Source organism: uncultured Brachybacterium sp. (assembly GCF_947500705.1).
Classification (GTDB): domain Bacteria; phylum Actinomycetota; class Actinomycetes; order Actinomycetales; family Dermabacteraceae; genus Brachybacterium.
The window spans coordinates 51449-66074 of record NZ_CANMSY010000012.1 but is presented as its reverse complement, the minus strand read 5'-3'; the positions used below and the strand labels follow the sequence as shown (position 1 = coordinate 66074).

Here is a 14626-nt window from a genome sequence, read left to right as displayed (position 1 = left end):
TCAAGGAGCACCCCATGTGCCGAGCCACCACCTGCCGCACCTGCGGCAAGACCACCTGGGCCGGCTGCGGCCAGCACGTCGACCAGGTCATGAAGAACGTCGCCCCCCGGGATCGCTGCCCCGGCCACGCCGACGACGCCCCCCGCCCCGGATTCTTCGCCCGCCTCCTCGGACGCTGACCCCGGCCAGGTCTCGAGGCCATCTCGGAGCCCTCTGCGCGCACTGACGTGCCCGCGGAGGGCTCCGTTGTGGTCACCGGGAGGCGTGGCCGCTCTCCGGCCCGGACCACCGCCGCGGCGTCCGCGGAGAAGAGCTCCGGCATCGCGATCGGGGCGCTGCTGCCGAGGTCGTACGGGGTGATTGCGCTGGGTAGACCAGTCTATTTATCGTGGACGGACGGACGGCGCTCGCGCCGGCGCCGGTGCAGCAGAGCCGGAATCACGCTCTGTGGCACGGGAGGGGCACGGAGGAACCGAGGAGCGCGCATGGAACAGATCGTCGATCAGCACGCCGTCATCGCCGGGCACCGGATCGCCCATGGCATCCACGGCGAGGGCGAGCCGGTGGTGCTGCTCCACGGCACCCCCTCCTCGTCCCTGATCTGGCGCGGTGTGGTGCCGGAGCTCGTGGCCGCCGGGTACCGGGCGCATGTGTTCGACCTGCTGGGCTACGGTGTGTCCGAGCGGCCCGCGGACCCTGCGGTGGACACCTCGATCACCGGGAACGTCGCGATCCTGGAAGGGCTGCTCGAGCACTGGGGGCTGGAGACGTTCCACCTCGTCGCCCACGACATCGGCGGCGGGATCGCCCAGCGGTTCGCCGTCGAGTCCACCCCCCGGCTCCGCAGCCTGACCCTCATCGACGTCGTCAGCTTCGACAGCTACCCCTCCTCCCGCACCCGGCAGCAGATGGCCGCGGGGCTGGAGACGCTGGCGAGGACGCCCGACGGCGAGCACCGCGAGCACTTCCGCGAGTGGCTCCGCTCCACCCATGCCAGGCCCGAACGGTTCGACCCGGAGGCCCTCGAGACGTATCTGGACTTCATCAGCGGACCGATCGGGCAGCCCAGCTTCTTCGCGCACCAGGTCTCCCACTACGACCCGAAACACACCATGGAGATCAGCGACCGCCTCTTCCGCCTGGCCGACATCCCCGTGCAGCTCATCTGGGGAGCGCAGGACACCTGGCAGGTCCTCGAACGGGCCCACCGGCTCCGCGACGCCATCCCCGGCAGCGGTCTTCACGTGATCGAGGACTGCGGGCACTTCGCCCCCGAGGAACAGCCCCACGAGGTCGCCCGCGCCACGCTGCGCCACCTGGACGCGGCCTCGGCGCGGTGAGCAGCCCGCAGGGCCGGCCGTCGACACGGCGTCGGTGCCCTACGGCGCGTGGACGATCAGTACGGGGCACTGGGCGTGGGCGGAGCACGCTGCGCTGACCGACCCGAGCAGCAGCCCCATGAAGCCGCCGTGGCCGCGGCTGCCCAGGACGAGCATGCGCGCGCGCTTGCTCTCGTGGATCAGGACGCCGGCGGAGGGACCGCGCATCACTTGCGCGCCGATGGGGAGCGGGGGGTCCTCCGGGAACGCTCGCGCGATGGCCGCAGCCAGGGCCTTCTCTGCTTCACTCTGGGGGTATGTCTCGCGGCCGGGTGACCACTGGGAGTCTCGCGGGTCGTATCCGTAGGTGAAGTCCCAGGTCATGATCGCTTCAAGGGGACAGTTCAGGGCGACAGCGAGCTCGGCCGCCTGCTGAAGCGCAACGATGGAGGAGTCGGAGCCGTCGACGCCGACGATGATGCGGTGCTTCGATGTGTGATCGCTCATGCCTTGATTGTCTGCTTCGACCACTTCCTTGGGAAGGGGCCGAGGTCCCCACCGGACGGGGCCGGCGCCGGGGGCACGAGGTCCGATCCTGCACGAGCGCTCCCCGTCGACCCGGGTTCGCACCCGGCCCGGTATGCGGTGGGGGCAGCGTGGGAGCCGTTGTCGCGGCGATCCGCTCCTGCCCCTCACTACGGGGTTGCCGAGCGGAATGGACCGACTCCGAGCAATGGCCTCCACGGTCATGCTCGGCGCTGGCGGTCCCGACCGGCGCCGCCGCGCTGCTGCTGTTCCGGCGCCGCGACCTCGAACCCCGATAAGACTCAGCGCTGTCGCGGTCGCCCAGGATGAGCATGCGCGCGTTCTTGCTCAGGTGGGTCAGGACGAGGGCGGCTCGAGTGTGCGCTCGGTCGACTCCCCGGCGATAGAGCAGAGCGTCCCTGCACCCATCGCGCGGTCAGTGGCGCTGGATACCGCGAGTGAAATAGAGGACGGGGCCCAGGAAGTTGATGGCGATGATGCCAGCCCACGTCGCCTTGCCGCCGCGCACCTGGTCCGCCGGCCGGATCGCCAGATCGGTCCAGGCAGTGACTGCGAGGGACAGCTGCACCGAGGCCAAGGTCAGCACTGCTGCCTGCTGGCCCGCGGTCAGGTCCTTCCAATGACGCTTCTTTCCGCTGTTCATAGAGGTCTCCTCTGCGATGGCCCCGTTCGGCGGCCTCGTGGTCCTTCAGCTGAGGGAGGCGGACTTCGCGGCACAGGACAGGGCGTCGATGCTCTTCGCCTGATCCTAGATCGCTCCCCGATGCACCGGAACCCTGCCCTGTGCGCCGGCGTCACCGTCGACAAGGGCCTGAAGGTGACCGACACCAGGCCGGGACAGTGGGTGCTCGTCTCGGGGATCGGTGGGCTGGGCCACGTCGCTGTCCAGTACGCGGTGGCCATGGGGCTGCGGATTGTGGCCGTCGACGTCGAGGACAGCAACGAGATCTTCGCCGAGATGGAGGCCGGAAGGATCGACGGCCGCGTCGTCATGGCGATGAACGGCTGACACAGCCGTTCGGGCGGTCCGACGGGCTTCGCACGGGTTGAGCCGGCCGCCGGGCAGGATCACCGTCCCGCTCGAGGAGCTCACCCCCGCGATGAGGTCGATCGGGACCGGACGGCACCCTACGTGGCTGAGCCGAGGGTGCTTCGCGGGCCGCGCAGCGCGCGCAGGGCGTACAGGATCGTCGCCAGATCGACGACCTCCTGCACCAGTGCCCCGACGACGGCGGGGATGAGGCCGGTCATCGCGATCAGCATGAGACCGATGCTCAGCCCGATGCCGATCCAGATCGCGGTGAGCGCGACGCGCAGGGTGTGCCGTCCGATGGAGACGGCGTCGACGACCTTCGCGAGGGAGTCGACGAGGATGACCACTGCGGCCGCGTCGCCCGCCGCCGTCGCGCCTCGTGCACCCATGGCGATGCCGATGTCGGCGGCAGCCAGGACGGGGGCGTCGTTGACCCCGTCGCCGACCATCATGATCGGACGCGGCTCGAACTCCCCCGCGAGCTGCACCTTCTGGGGCGGCAGGAGGTCTGCGTGGATGTCCTCGATGCCCACCTGGTCGCCGATGGCCTCGGCCGTCGACCGGACATCGCCCGTGAGCATCATGACGTCCTCCACACCGTTCCGGCGGAGCCAGGAGACGACGGCCGGGGCTTCGGGCCGTGCGGCGTCGGCGAGGATGAGAACACCGGCGAACCGACCGTCGACCGCGACGTACGCAGCCGCCTCCCCGGTGCTGAGAGTTGGACGCACGGTCTCCGGCGCGACCGAGGCGACGTAGGCGGGCTTGCCGACGACGACCGTGCGGCCGTCGACGACCGCCGTCACCCCGTTCGTCGCGACCTCGCTCGCTTCGCTCGCCGCACGCAGCACGAGGCCGCGGTCGGCGGCGGCGCTGCGGATTCCCGCGGCGAGGACGTGCGAGGAGTACTGTTCCGCGGACGCGGCCAGCATGAGGAGTTCCTCGGCCGTGACGCCGGGTGCGGGGCGGACGTCGACGAGCGTCGGTGATCCCTGGGTCAGGGTGCCGGTCTTGTCGAACGCCGCCGAGCGTACGCGTGCCAGCTGCTCGATGACTGCGCCGCCCTTGATGATCACCCCGGCCTTGGCAGCACGGGAGAGTCCGCCGAGGAAGGCGACGGGAGCCGCGATGAGCAGCGGGCACGGGGTCGCCAGGACGAGGACCTCGGCGAATCGGGTCGGATCACCGGAGATGCCCCAGGCCGCGCCGGCCAGGACGAGAGCGACCGCGGTGAAGGGGATCGCGAAGCGATCGGCGAGACGCACGACGGGCGCCCGGGACTTCTCGGCGGCGTGCACGAGCGCGACGATCTGCTGATACTGGCTGTCGGCACTGCGTCGCACCGCACGGATCCGCACCGCGCGCGCCCCGTTCACCGCACCGGAGAGCACCTCGCCGCCGGCCTCCCGGGACACGGGCATGCTCTCGCCCGTCAGGGAGGACTCGTCGAACGAGCCTGTGGCGGTGAGCAGCACGCCGTCGACCGGCACGATCTCCGAGGGGCGCACGAGGAGCACGTCGCCGACCCTCACCTCGTCGACCGGGACGTCCTCGGTGGTGTCCGCATCGGAGGCCTGGGAATGCGTCAGCACGTGCGCGATGCGCGGCGAGCGGTCCAGCAGCGCCGAGAGGTCTCGTTTCGCGCGATGACTCGCGTAGTCCTCGAGTGCTTCGCCGCCGGAGAGCATCAGCACGATGATCAGCGAGGCCAGGTACTCGCCGACGGCGAGAGTCGCGACCATCGCCACCACGGCGAGGATGTCGAGACCGACGTGGCCGCGCAGCACGTCCCGGACCATCCCCACCAGGGTCCACGCGACGAAGGCCGCCGCATAGACGGTGGCGACGCTCGCCGCGACGGGCTCCTCGCCGACGGCGAGGAGGAGCAGCACCCCGCCGAGGGCGACGACTGTGACGAGAACAGCCGGGTACCGCTTCAACACGCCGAGTGTCCGCATGCGCCCAGCTTGCCCTGGATGAGCAGTTCCGGCACGCCGATCGCTCAGAGCGCCTCTCGAGCGCCGCGTGCGGCCGGCCGATTGCGGATCGGTCCCGCGCCGGCCGCCACCAGCACGGACCGGCATTCCACTCACCCGGAGAGGAGGAGCATCCATCTCGCGTCCGTGAAGAGCGAACAACTGCTCGGGATCACACGGGGTTCTGGTCTAGATCGCCATCAGGGACAGGTGGAAGAACTCGAGGCTGGTCTGACCCTTCACCACCCATATCCTCGCCGCCGTCACGCCCACCGCTTCCGCGGCGAGGTCTCCCCCACGCCGGCGTTGAACATGTTCAGCGGGTCGAGCCGCTTGAAGTGCTCCACCATCGGTTCGGGCGCCGGGTAGATGCGGCCGAAGTTGTGCTCGGCCGGCACGGCGGCGCCGCGGCTCTGAAGCAGCGCCGTCATCATCTTCTTCAGCGCCACCGGGTCCACGCCCTTCTTGGCCACGTGGTCCTGGTGCAGCACGTGGCAGAAGAAGTGACCGAAGTAGACGCTCTCCAGCAGCTGGTCAGCGATCTGAGGGGGCAGCACCTCGAGCCAGTCCGCATCGTCCCGGCGCAGGGCGACGTCGAAGGTGACCATCGCCGAGGCCTCGCTGCGGTGCATGACGAAGAAGCGGCTGGCGGCGCTGGCCACGCCGAAGCGGATCAGGGTGGCGCTCTCGGCCTCGTCGGCGTCGCACTCGAAGAATGCGCCCTCGTGCTCGGGCGCGGTGAAGAACTCCGTCAGCAGCTGCGCGGTCGCCTCCCGCTGGCTGCCGCTGACCACCAGCAGCAGGTGATGGGCGTACCGGTCGCGGTGCTCGACCAGGCGCGCCGGGAGCTTCTCCGGCACCAGGGAGAACAGCTTCTGGGAGATCGCGTCGGCCACCGACGGCCCCAGACCCGGCACCTTCGAGAAGACCCCGTTCGCCCAGCCCTTCAGGGCGAACATGCGCACCAGGGTGCGGGAGCCGGCGTGCTTGAGGGAGACGTACGTGTCCTTCCCATACGTCACAGCAAGATCGAAGGCGTGCGCGCTCATGTACTCCCCGGAGATCGGCAGCGGGGCGTCCGCGGCGAGGAAGGCGCGGCGCAGACCCTCGAGGTCCGCCGGACGGTCGGTGCCGATGTAGAAGGTGGCCTTGTCCTTCTCGAGCGGGAACGTGCGGGTGCGCACCGCGAACACCATCAGCTTCCCGGCGCAGCCCGAGGCCTCGTGGAGGAAGGTCGGATCCGCGTTGAAGCGGGCCGGGGTGCTCGCGAGCTGGCGCACGTGCTCGGCATAGGCGGTGCCGGTGGAGTCCGGCGGTGGCGGGGTGACGTCGGCGGCGTCCCATTCGCCGCGCTGCAGACGGTCGAGGATGTGCGTGGGGTCGGTCCCGAGGTCGATGCCCAGGTGGTTCACCAGCTGGATCTTCCCGTGCTCATCGACCCGGGCGAAGATCGCCTGCTCGGTGTACGCCGGGCCCTTGCGGATCTGGGTGCCGCCGGAGTTGTTCGCGATCCCGCCGACCACGCTCGCCCCGATCGAGGTCGAGCCGATCACCGAGTGGGGTTCGCGTCCGAGCGGTGCGAGCGTCTCCTCGAGTGCGAAGAGCGTGGAGCCGGGCAGGCAGATCGCCTCACGGGCGTCGTGGAGCAGATGGATCTGGTCGATCCGCAGGGTGGAGAGGATGACGATGTCGCGGTCGTAGTCCTGGTCGCCGGGCCCGGAGCCGCCGGTGAGCCCGGTGTTGGCGGCCTGGGTGATGACGATCAGGTCGTGGTCCACGCACACCTGCAGGGCGCGCCACATGTCCACCAGCGAGCCCGGTCGCAGCACGGCGAGCACCTCGCCCGTGCCGAAGCGGTCGCCCGTGGCGTAGGGGGCGGTGGCGCGCGCCGAGGTGAGGACGTGCTTTCTCCCCATGATCTCGGCGAAGGCGTCGACGGCCCGCGCCGATCGAGGGTTCCGTGGTGCGCGCATTTGTGGGTGCTCCTTCGCCTTGGTGGTCGAGCACGCGGGGTGCTCAGAGCCCTCGCGGGCCCTCGGCCAGCGTAATCATCATGGAACGGCAGTATCGCGAAGTCTGTCGGAGGTGAGGCGCCTGAGCCAGCTGACAGTCACCGCGACGGGGAAGCCAGCGGGGAGCTCACCCGCGCGCAAGCATCATCGCGACCATCACCATCGTCACCGCCACCAGCCCGTCGAGCACCCGCCAGGACCTTGCACTCGACAGCACCCGCCCTAACCCTCGCGCCCCGAACCCCAGCGCCGTGAACCAGATCGTGCTGCCGACCACCGCCCCGACGGCGAACAGCCACGCCTGTGCGCCGTGGGTGGCGGCGATGGAGCCGAGCAGGAGCACGGTGTCGAGGTACACGTGCGGGTTCAGCCAGGTGAGCGCGAGCGCGGTGGCGACCACGGCGCCGAGCCCGCTACCCCGCCCGGCCCCGTCGGCCTGCAGAGACTCGCCGCCGCGCAGCGCCCGGCGCGCAGCGAGCACGGCGTAACCGAGGAGGAAGGCGACGCCGGCCCAGCGCGCGGCGACGACCACCTCGGGCACGGCCCGTACCAGGGCGCCGAGTCCGCCGGCGCCGGCCGTGATGAGCACGGCGTCCGAGGCGATGCATACGGCCACCACGGGCAGCACGTGCTCACGCCGGATGCCCTGGCGGAGCACGAACACGTTCTGGGAGCCGATCGCGATGATGAGAGTGAGGCCGGCGAGGAGGCCGTGCAGTGCGATGGTCACCTGATCGACACTAGAGGCACCCATGATGAAGCACCAGCGAACATTCCTGCACCAGTTGAAGCAGTGCTTCATCTACGATCCAGGCATGCGTATCGACCCTGCCCTCGCGGAGACGCTCCGCCTCGTCGCCGAAGAGGGCACGCTCGAGGCCGCGGCTCGACGCCAGCACATGACCCCGTCGGCCGTGAGCCAGCGGGTGAGGCTGCTCGAGCAGCAGCTGGGCCAGCGCCTGCTGGTGCGGGCGAAGCCGGTGCGGCTCACCGCGCCCGGCGAGGTGGTGGTGCGCTTCGCCCGCGGTCAGGCGCTCCTCGAGCAGGAGGCACGGGCGGCACTCGGGCTCGAGGCGCAGGGAGAGCAGCCGAGGATCGGGATCGCCGTGAACTCCGACTCGCTCGCCACCTGGTTCGTGCCGGCCCTCGCGACGTTCGCCGAGGAGCATGACGCGCAGCTGGAGCTGCAGCGCGAGGACCAGGACGAGACCGCACGCCTGCTCACCACCGGGGCTGCCCTCGCGGCCGTGACCTCCGCGACCTCGGCCCCGCCGGGGTATCGCTCGCTGCCGCTGGGCAGCATCGTCTACGTCGCGGTCGCCTCCCCCGCGTGGCGGGAGCGCTGGTCCGGGACGTCGACAGGCTCCGTCGGCCCGGACGTTCTCGCCCGGGCTCCGCGGATCGACTACGACGCGAGCGATGACCTGCAGGCCACCTGGCTGCGTCGGCAGGGCGTGGATCCCGCGCTCGCCCCGCGCCATCTGGTCCCCTCCACGCACGAGCTCGCGGGCGCCGTCCTCGCCGGGCTCGGCTGGGGGATGCTGCTGACCATGCAGGCCGAACCCCAGCTCGCGAGCGGCGAGCTGTTCGCGATCGGCGGGGACCCGGTCACCTCCGCCCTGTTCTGGCAGGTGGCGAAGACCCCCTCAGCGCTGCTCGATGCGCTCACGGACGCCGTGCTGGAGACCGCGCGGAGGGAGCTGGAGCAGGGCTGACGCGCTCTCGGCCAGCCGACCCTCAGCGGGGCCGCCATCGGCTTCAGCTCGACGCTACTCACGGCACGCGAGCTGCTCGGTCAGCCCTGCCGCAACCGCTCCGGCAGCCGGTCCGCATGCGCGGCGAGCATCTCGTCGGTCATCGCCCGGGCGTCCTCGAGGGTGAGCAGCGCGGCGGTCAGCGGATCCAGCGCCACCGCGTGGTGGACGTTCTCCACGTTCCCCTCGAGCGCCGCGCGCACGGCGAGGGTCTGCACGTTGACGTTGGTGCGGTTCAGCGCCGCCAGCTGCGGCGGCAGGTCCCCGATGGCGGTGGGCTGGACCCCGCGGGCATCGACCAGGCAGGGCACCTCGACGCAGGCATCGGCCGGGAGGTTCGTGATCAGGGCGCCGTGGTTGGGCACGTTGCCGTGGACCACGCTCGGGGTGCCGGAGACGATCGAGTTCGCGATCTGCGCGCCGTACTCGACGCTCGGCGCGAGCTCTGCCTTCAGCTTCGTCATCTGGGCGTCGATATCGCCCTGGTCGTCGTGGGCCACGCAGATCTCGAAGTAGTCCCAGCGCTCGGGGATGAACTCCCGGGCCAGCTCGGGGGTCTTTCGGAAGTAGGGCAAGTACTCCGAGGCGTGGTGGCTGGACTCGGTCTGGAAAAAGCCGAAGGCGTTCATGATCGAGGTGCGCACCTGCTCGTTGCCGCCCTCGTAGGTGCTGGCTGCGTCGGCCGCCTCCGAGTGGTCGCCGTCATCCCCCGCGAGGTCTTCAGCGCCGCGGCCGCGCTGATGCTTCGCGGCCATCACCTCGCGGACCTGCGGGTACAGATCCTCCTGGCCGTGCATGAACTCGAGGATCCAGGCCTGGTGATTGATGCCGGCGCAGCGGTAGGAGATCTCCTCGTAGGGCAGGCCCAGGGTGCGGGCGAGCATCCGGGTGGTGCCCTGGACGCTGTGGCACAGCCCCACGGTGCGCAGTCCCTTCGCGTTCAGGTACGCGGTGGCCATCGCCATGGGGTTGGCGTAGTTGATGAAGGTGGCGTCCGGGCACACCTCGAGGGCGTCGGCCGCGATCTCGTCGTAAGCGGCCACCGAGCGCAGGAAGCGGAACACGCCGCCGGGGCCCACGGTGTCGCCGACGGTCTGGTCGATTCCGTACTTCCGCGGGATCTCGACATCGTGCTTATAGGACTCCACCCCGCCCACCTGGAAGGTGATGATCACGATGTCCGCCCCCTCCAGCGCCGCGCGGCGGTCGGTGGTCTCCTGGACCGTGGCTCCGAAGCCGTGGTGGTCCACGAGCTCGCGGGTCGCGGCGGCGACGGGGCCGAGCTTGTCGGGGTTCACGTCCATCAGGGTGAGGGTCGAATCGCGCAGCGCGGGGAAGGAGAGGATGTCCCCGATGAGGCGGAACGGGAACACGAAACCGCCGGCGCCGATGAGGGTGATCTTGGGGTTCTTCACGAACGTCGTTGTCATGCCTTCACGCTAGGGGCGCAGAGGGCCGGAGGTCTCCCGGGATCATTGGCGAAGGTTCCAGGATCCTACGGTGCTCGTGGCAGGTGCCGGGCTATGGTGCGGGAATGACGCAGTGGACGCTCAGCGACGCGGTCGAGGAGATGCCCGCGGGCCTATGGATCCGCCGCGGGTCCCCGCCGCCGATGGTCTCGATGCACCGCCACGACGATGTCGAGATCAACGTGGTGCTCGATGGTCAGCTGCACTACCTCTTCGGCGGGCAGCCGCTGACGATCCGCGAGGGCGAGATCGCCGTGTTCTGGGCGGCGCAGCCCCATGGCCTCGTCGACTCCCGCACCGGTGACATGTGCTGGGTGCACGTGCCCTTCAGCATGTTCCTCTCCTGGGGCCTGCCGGAGTCGCAGACCGCTCCCCTGCTCAGCGCCCAGCCGCTGATCACCCACGCTCCGGAGCTCGCGCGGCGCATCGCCCACACCGCAGAGCGCTGGGGCGAGGAGGTGGGCGGGAGCGAGCCCGGTGACGGAACCGGTGACGACGCGGGCGACGACGACAGCGCCGAGATCGCCCTGCTGGAGATCCAGGCGGCGGTGCGCCGGATCCTGCGCGCCTCCTCCCTCGCGAACCCGGAGCCGCCGGCCGACGGCGCGGGCTCCGTCCCGGCCGCCCGGCTGCGGCAGGTCAGCGCCATGGCGCAGCACGTGCGGGACAACCACCGCTCCCCGCTGGCGATCGCGGACATCGCCGCCTCCGTGCACCTCACTCCCTCGCACGCGATGACGGTCTTCCGTCGCACCGCCGGGGTGACCCTGGGTGACTACGTGACGATGTGCCGGGTCGCCGAGGCGCAGCGGCTTCTGCTGACCACGCCGATGAAGGTCACCGAGATCGCGGAGGCCGCAGGGTTCGGCTCGCTCAGCAGCTTCTACGAGCACGCGAGCGCGGCGTGCGGGATGACGCCGCGGGAGTATCGGCGCCAGGGGCGGTGACGGTGAGGTCCACGCGCCCTCGAGGCTCGGTGGAGGGCGCCCATCCTGGGCCTTGACCCGCGCAGAAGAGAGCACGGATCTGGTAGCCACCGCCGCGGGAGGTGAATACCGTAGGTCGGGGAGCACGGAGATGTGCCGTGACCCGCGAGGCGACCGCGTCGCCGCTCGGGACGATCGACAAAGGACCTTCCATGAACTCTGCACGCACCGACGCCCCTGCCTATGCCCCCGGGGGCGCAGCCTGGACGCGCTCCGCCGGTCGGATCGCCCTGCCTCTCACGGCTGTCGGGTTCGGGGGATCCCCTTTGGGCGGCATGCCCGGAGGGTCCGGGGCCGAGGGCTCCGAGGACGGCCCGGTCGACCTGGTCAGCTCCGTGCTGACCAGCCCCATCGGTGTCATCGACACGTCCAACGGCTATGGCGGCGGTGAGAGCGAGCGCAGGATCGGACGAGCCCTGGCCGCCACCGGTGCCCACGACACCCTGGTCATCACCAAGGTCGATGCCGAGGGCGGCGACTATTCCGGTGACCGCGTCCGCGCGTCCGTCGAGGAGAGCCGCCGGCGCCTGGGGATCGATCACTTCCCGCTCGTGCATCTGCATGATCCCGAGTTCCACGACTTCGACGAGCTCACGGGACCGGGAGGTGCGGTCGAAGCCCTGGTGGACCTCCGGGACCGGGGCGAGATCGGGGCGATCGGAGTGGCCGGAGGCCATGCCCCCACCGGCGCCCGCTATGTGGAGCTCGGCGTCTTCGATGCCGTGCTCGTGCACAATCGGCTGACGCTCGTGGACCGCAGCGCCGAGAGCCTCGTCCAGGACGCCGCCTCGCGCGGCATGGTCGTGTTCAATGCCGCGATCTACGGCGGGGGCATCCTCGCCGCCCCCGACCGACACTCCACGTACGCCTATCGGGAAGCGTCCCCAGAGGTGCTCGACGCCATCGCCGCGATGGCCGCCGCCTGCGAGCGCCACGGGGTCGACCTCGCCACGGCCGCTCTGCAGGCCTCCCTCCGAGAGCCGCTGGTGGACTGCACCCTCGTAGGGATGAGCCGACCCGAGCGCATCACCAGCACGCTCGAGGCGGCCGCTCGTCCGGTTCCCGATGACCTCTGGGAGGAGCTGGAGAGCCTGCGGCCGGGCCCGGAGCACTGGGTCGACGCAGCAGAGCGCACCGGCTCATGAGGATCGATCCGCGCGCGCCGTGGGCGAACCCTGCGACGAGGACCAACGGCGTCGACCGGCCTGAGCTCACCCGATTCGCCCTGATCGGCGCCGGCTGGCGCTCCCGCATCTTCACAGACCTCGCCCGCGCACTCCCGGACCAGTTCGCGCTGACCGGCGTGCTCGTGCGCCGGCCCGAGACGGCGCGGGAGCGGCTCGGGGCCGGCACACCCCTCGTCTCCGACATCGAGGAGCTGCTGAGGCCCGCGCCCGATCTCGTCATCGTGTGCGTCTCCCAGGACGCTGTGCCGCTGTGGATCGAGTCTCTCGTGAGCCGCGGCGTGCCGGTCCTCGCGGAGACCCCGCCTGCTCCGGACCTGGACGGACTCCGTTCGCTCTGGGAGCGCGTCGGCTCCTCCGGACTCGTGCAGGTGGCCGAGCAGTATCTGCGGATGCCCGAGAACGCCGCTGCCCTGAGCGTGGTGCGTTCCGGTCTGCTCGGCACCCCGACCTCGGTGCACGTCTCCTCCACCCACGGCTACCATGCCGTCTCGATGATCCGCGGCCTGCTGGGCGCGGGGACCGCGCCGGTGACGGTGCGCACGCACCGTCGACGGGCGCGAGTGCTGGATCCGCTCACCCCCGAGGGCTGGACGGGAAGCGTCGAGCCGGTGGAGAGGACGACCACCCTGGCGACGATCGACCTGGACGGCATCGGCACCGGTCTCTACGACTTCACCGACAACCAGTGGTGGAATCCGCTGCGCACGGATCACCTGACCGTGCGCGGCACCCACGGGGAGCTGCGGGACGGGACGCTCGTGCGCATGGCAGATCCCAGGACCGTGGTCACCTCGCGACTGCACCGTGCGGCGACGGGGCGAGGGATGAACCTCGAGGGCGCGGACACGACGTCCGTGAGCCTCGACGGACAGGTGCTGTTCCGCAGCCCCTTCGAGGGGGCACGCTTCTCCGACGACGAGATCGCCGTGGCACAGATCGTCGCCGAGAGCGGCAGCTGGGCCCGGCGCGTCACCGCCGGGGCCGACGCCGGGCCGGGTCCGTACCCGCTGGCGGAGGCCTGTCAGGATCAGGCCATCTCCCTGGCGATCGACGCCGCCGAGCCGGCCACCGTGCGGGTCGAGGCAGAGCCGTGGATGACGTGAGCAGGAGGGGACGGGCACTCCGATCGGGAATCCACCGGCCCCCGGCACGCCATCACCCGCGTTCATTCCGCGCCACATTCGGGTCGGCGACTCCGGCGACTCGGTAGATTCCCGTTCGACCGTCCGCCCATCTTCCGAGAGCCGAGCACCGACCATGTCCCAGAACATCCTCACCGAGCGCCTCGACGCCGGCCCCGTCATCTGCGCGGAGGGCTTCCTGTTCGAGCTCGAGCGCCGCGGCTACCTGACCGCCGGCGAATTCGTCCCCGAGGTCGCGCTCGAGCATCCGGAGGCCCTGCGGTCCCTGCACGTGGACTTCCAGCGCGCCGGCTCCGACATCGTCGAGGCATTCACCTACAACGGCCACCGCGAGAAGATGCGAGTGATCGGCAAGGAGGAGCTGCTGGAGCCGCTGAACCGCTCCGCGCTGCGCATCGCCCGTGAGGTCGCCGACGCGGTGCCCGGGAACCTGATGGCCGGCAACATCTCGAACTCGAACATCTGGGACCCGGCGGACCCCGCCCGGCAGTCCGAGGTGCGCGGCATGTTCGAGGAGATGGTCGGCTGGGCCGTCGAGGAGGGCGCGGACCTCATCATCGGCGAGACCTTCTACTACGCCGGCGAGGCGCTCGCGGCGCTCGAGGTGGCGAAGGCCTCCGGGCTGCCCGTGGTGCTCACGCTCGCGCCGATGGCGTTCCAGGAGATGGCCGACGGGGCAGGGATCGTCGAGACCGCCCAACGCCTGGAGCAGGGCGGGGCCGACGTGGTCGGGCTGAACTGCTTCCGGGGCCCGGCGACCCTGATGCCGTGGCTGCGGCAGATCCGCGAGGCGGTCTCCTGTCACGTGGGCGCGCTGCCGATCCCCTACCGGACGACGGAGGCGGAGCCGACGTTCTTCAACCTCTCGGACGTCGCGGCGACCGTGCCCTCCCCGCACGGACGCACCTTCCCCACGGCCCTGGACCCCCTGCTCGCCAATCGCTACGAGATCCGGGCCTTCGCCGAGGAGGCCTTCGGGCTGGGCGTGAACTACCTGGGCGTGTGCTGCGGCGCCGCCCCGATCCACATCCGCGAGGTCGCCGAAGCCGTCGGCCGCACCCCGGCGGCCAGCCGGTTCTCCGAGAACATGGCGAACCATTTCATGTACGGCAGCAACGAGCGCCTGCCCGAGCACGTGGTCGATCTCGGCGAGCGAGCCTGACCGCAGTGCCGTCGGCCATGGCGCCAGCGATGCTCGCCTC

13 protein-coding genes and 1 pseudogene are annotated in these 14626 nt (G+C 70.7%); 8 read left to right on the top strand and 6 right to left on the bottom strand.

The genetic code is table 11. From position 1 onward, the window contains the following. Positions 1 to 14 precede the first annotated feature (14 nt). Positions 15 to 179, top strand: a complete 165-nt coding sequence (locus Q0937_RS16330; RefSeq protein ID WP_299305835.1) for a hypothetical protein — start codon at positions 15 to 17, stop codon at positions 177 to 179. Between the two features lie 306 nt (positions 180 to 485). Then, on the top strand, positions 486 to 1340 hold the full coding sequence (locus Q0937_RS16325) for an alpha/beta fold hydrolase (protein ID WP_299305833.1): 855 nt from the start codon (positions 486 to 488) through the stop codon (positions 1338 to 1340). A 39-nt stretch (positions 1341 to 1379) separates the two neighbouring features. Here the strand turns inward: Q0937_RS16325 and Q0937_RS16320 are convergent, their stop codons facing one another. Together Q0937_RS16320 and Q0937_RS16315 are read right to left on the bottom strand one after the other, a co-directional pair. Continuing rightward, positions 1380 to 1826 (bottom strand): universal stress protein, encoded by a 447-nt coding sequence (locus tag Q0937_RS16320; RefSeq protein ID WP_299305832.1) that lies wholly within the window; start codon positions 1824 to 1826, stop codon positions 1380 to 1382. Between the two features lie 454 nt (positions 1827 to 2280). Beyond that, positions 2281 to 2508 carry a PLDc N-terminal domain-containing protein gene (locus Q0937_RS16315; protein ID WP_299305830.1) on the bottom strand — a complete coding sequence of 76 codons (228 nt, stop codon included), beginning with the start codon at positions 2506 to 2508 and terminating at the stop codon, positions 2281 to 2283. A gap of 138 nt (positions 2509 to 2646) precedes the next feature. Here Q0937_RS16315 and Q0937_RS16310 point away from each other — a divergent pair. Continuing rightward, positions 2647 to 2796 (top strand): annotated as a pseudogene (locus Q0937_RS16310) (zinc-dependent alcohol dehydrogenase); the annotation flags it as partial. A gap of 197 nt (positions 2797 to 2993) precedes the next feature. Here the strand turns inward: Q0937_RS16310 and Q0937_RS16305 are convergent. The 3 genes from Q0937_RS16305 to Q0937_RS16295 all read right to left on the bottom strand — a co-directional run bounded on the left by Q0937_RS16305 (position 2994) and on the right by Q0937_RS16295 (position 7616). Then, positions 2994 to 4856 carry a heavy metal translocating P-type ATPase gene (locus Q0937_RS16305; RefSeq protein ID WP_299305828.1) on the bottom strand — a complete coding sequence of 621 codons (1863 nt, stop codon included), beginning with the start codon at positions 4854 to 4856 and terminating at the stop codon, positions 2994 to 2996. Between the two features lie 281 nt (positions 4857 to 5137). After that, a complete protein-coding gene (dld, locus tag Q0937_RS16300; protein ID WP_299305827.1) occupies positions 5138 to 6847 on the bottom strand; it encodes a D-lactate dehydrogenase in 1710 nt (569 codons plus the stop codon). A gap of 166 nt (positions 6848 to 7013) precedes the next feature. After that, positions 7014 to 7616, bottom strand: coding sequence for a LysE/ArgO family amino acid transporter (locus Q0937_RS16295; protein ID WP_299305826.1), 603 nt, complete (start codon positions 7614 to 7616; stop codon positions 7014 to 7016). Positions 7617 to 7701: 85 nt separating this feature from the next. On the opposite strand from Q0937_RS16295, the gene Q0937_RS16290 reads away from it, so the two are divergent. Then, entirely contained in the window at positions 7702 to 8601 is a 900-nt protein-coding gene (locus Q0937_RS16290) for an ArgP/LysG family DNA-binding transcriptional regulator (RefSeq protein WP_299305825.1), read from the top strand. 80 nt (positions 8602 to 8681) lie between these two features. Here Q0937_RS16290 and Q0937_RS16285 read toward each other — a convergent pair whose 3' ends face one another. Further along, a complete protein-coding gene (locus Q0937_RS16285; protein ID WP_299305824.1) occupies positions 8682 to 10070 on the bottom strand; it encodes an alpha-glucosidase/alpha-galactosidase in 1389 nt (462 codons plus the stop codon). Between the two features lie 104 nt (positions 10071 to 10174). Between Q0937_RS16285 and Q0937_RS16280 the strand changes: the two genes are divergently transcribed. From Q0937_RS16280 to Q0937_RS16265, 4 genes are all read left to right on the top strand, one after another. Beyond that, positions 10175 to 11056 (top strand): helix-turn-helix domain-containing protein, encoded by an 882-nt coding sequence (locus Q0937_RS16280; RefSeq protein ID WP_299305823.1) that lies wholly within the window; start codon positions 10175 to 10177, stop codon positions 11054 to 11056. 191 nt (positions 11057 to 11247) lie between these two features. After that, on the top strand, positions 11248 to 12240 hold the full coding sequence (locus Q0937_RS16275) for an aldo/keto reductase (RefSeq protein WP_299305821.1): 993 nt from the start codon (positions 11248 to 11250) through the stop codon (positions 12238 to 12240). Beyond that, the gene (locus Q0937_RS16270) at positions 12237 to 13385 is read left to right on the top strand and encodes a Gfo/Idh/MocA family protein (protein ID WP_299305819.1); all 1149 of its coding nucleotides are present in this window, start codon (positions 12237 to 12239) and stop codon (positions 13383 to 13385) included. The genes Q0937_RS16275 and Q0937_RS16270 overlap by 4 nt, the downstream gene beginning before the upstream one ends. Positions 13386 to 13539: 154 nt before the next feature. Beyond that, on the top strand, positions 13540 to 14586 hold the full coding sequence (locus tag Q0937_RS16265) for a homocysteine S-methyltransferase family protein (RefSeq protein WP_299305818.1): 1047 nt from the start codon (positions 13540 to 13542) through the stop codon (positions 14584 to 14586). The last annotated feature ends 40 nt before the right edge of the window (positions 14587 to 14626 follow it).

What these genes read in the sequence shown, in the direction of transcription:
- Q0937_RS16330 (WP_299305835.1), top strand. Translation starts at nt 15, where the DNA reads ATGTGCCGAGCCACCACCTGCCGCACCTGCGGCAAGACCACCTGGGCC.
- Q0937_RS16325 (WP_299305833.1), top strand. Translation starts at nt 486, where the DNA reads ATGGAACAGATCGTCGATCAGCACGCCGTCATCGCCGGGCACCGGATC.
- Q0937_RS16320 (WP_299305832.1), bottom strand. Translation starts at nt 1,826, where the DNA reads ATGAGCGATCACACATCGAAGCACCGCATCATCGTCGGCGTCGACGGC.
- Q0937_RS16315 (WP_299305830.1), bottom strand. Translation starts at nt 2,508, where the DNA reads ATGAACAGCGGAAAGAAGCGTCATTGGAAGGACCTGACCGCGGGCCAG.
- Q0937_RS16305 (WP_299305828.1), bottom strand. Translation starts at nt 4,856, where the DNA reads ATGCGGACACTCGGCGTGTTGAAGCGGTACCCGGCTGTTCTCGTCACA.
- dld (WP_299305827.1), bottom strand. Translation starts at nt 6,847, where the DNA reads ATGCGCGCACCACGGAACCCTCGATCGGCGCGGGCCGTCGACGCCTTC.
- Q0937_RS16290 (WP_299305825.1), top strand. Translation starts at nt 7,702, where the DNA reads ATGCGTATCGACCCTGCCCTCGCGGAGACGCTCCGCCTCGTCGCCGAA.
- Q0937_RS16285 (WP_299305824.1), bottom strand. Translation starts at nt 10,070, where the DNA reads ATGACAACGACGTTCGTGAAGAACCCCAAGATCACCCTCATCGGCGCC.
- Q0937_RS16280 (WP_299305823.1), top strand. Translation starts at nt 10,175, where the DNA reads ATGACGCAGTGGACGCTCAGCGACGCGGTCGAGGAGATGCCCGCGGGC.
- Q0937_RS16275 (WP_299305821.1), top strand. Translation starts at nt 11,248, where the DNA reads ATGAACTCTGCACGCACCGACGCCCCTGCCTATGCCCCCGGGGGCGCA.
- Q0937_RS16270 (WP_299305819.1), top strand. Translation starts at nt 12,237, where the DNA reads ATGAGGATCGATCCGCGCGCGCCGTGGGCGAACCCTGCGACGAGGACC.
- Q0937_RS16265 (WP_299305818.1), top strand. Translation starts at nt 13,540, where the DNA reads ATGTCCCAGAACATCCTCACCGAGCGCCTCGACGCCGGCCCCGTCATC.